Source organism: Lentzea sp. NPDC092896, from assembly GCF_044754905.1.
Classification (GTDB): domain Bacteria; phylum Actinomycetota; class Actinomycetes; order Mycobacteriales; family Pseudonocardiaceae; genus Lentzea.
Window position 1 is genome coordinate 1,435 of record NZ_JBIVPX010000022.1, and the last position, 1,293, is coordinate 2,727.

General features: G+C 54.6%; 1 rRNA gene. It reads left to right on the top strand.

The features are described from left to right. Nucleotides 1-40: 40 nt before the first annotated feature. A 23S ribosomal RNA gene (locus ACIQF0_RS47610) occupies nt 41-1,293 on the top strand; the annotation flags it as partial.

Genomic DNA, 1,293 nt, shown 5'->3' on the forward strand with positions numbered 1-1,293 from the left:
TTGTTCTTTGAGAACTGCACAGTGGATGCGAGCATCTTTGTAGCAAGTTAGTAAGGGCATACGGTGGATGTCTTGGCACCAGGAGCCGATGAAGGACGTAGGAGACTGCGAAAAGTCTAGGGGAGCTGTCAACCGAGCTGAGATCCTAGAATTTCCGAATGGGGAAACCCGGACCCAGTCATGTGGGTTCACCCATACCTGAACACATAGGGTATGTGGAGGGAACGCGGGGAAGTGAAACATCTCAGTACCCGCAGGAAGAGAAAACAACCGTGATTCCGTGAGTAGTGGCGAGCGAAAGCGGATGAGGCTAAACCGCGTCTGTGTGATACCCGGCAGGGGTTGCATTCGCGGGGTCGTGGGACCTCTTGGCTAGTTCTGCCGAGCTAGCAAACAGTCAGAAAACGTGTGGTTAGAGGAACGTGTCTGGAAAGCACGAGCGTAGAGGGTGAAACTCCCGTACTCGAAAACCTATCGTCTGTTTAGAGTGTTCCCAAGTAGCAGCGTACTCGTGAAATTCGCTGTGAATCTGGCGGGACCACCCGCTAAGCCTAAATACTCCCTGGTGACCGATAGCGGACTAGTACCGTGAGGGAAAGATGAAAAGTACCCCGGGAGGGGAGTGAAATAGTACCTGAAACCGTGTGCCTACAATCCGTCGGAGCCTTTAGGGGTGACGGCGTGCCTTTTGAAGAATGAGCCTGCGAGTTAGTGCTACGTGGCGAGGTTAACCCGTGTGGGGTAGCCGTAGCGAAAGCGAGTCTGAATAGGGCGCTTGAGTCGCGTGGTCTAGACCCGAAGCGGTGTGATCTAGCCATGGCCAGGGTGAAGCGCGGGTAAGACCGCGTGGAGGCCCGAACCCACCAGGGTTGAAAACCTGGGGGATGAGCTGTGGTTAGGGGTGAAAGGCCAATCAAACACCGTGATAGCTGGTTCTCCCCGAAATGCATTTAGGTGCAGCGTCGTATGTTTCACCACGGGGGTAGAGCACTGGATGGTCTAGGGGGCCTACAAGCTTACCGAAATCAACCAAACTCCGAATACCGTGGTGTGAGAGTGCGGCAGTGAGACTGCGGGGGATAAGCTTCGTAGTCGAGAGGGAAACAGCCCAGAACGCCAGCTAAGGTCCCTAAGTGTGTGCTAAGTGGGAAAGGATGTGGGGTCGCACAGACAGCCAGGAGGTTGGCTTAGAAGCAGCCACCCTTTAAAGAGTGCGTAATAGCTCACTGGTCAAGTGGTCCTGCGCCGACAATGTAGCGGGGCTTAAGCACACCACCGAAGCTGTGTCATTTC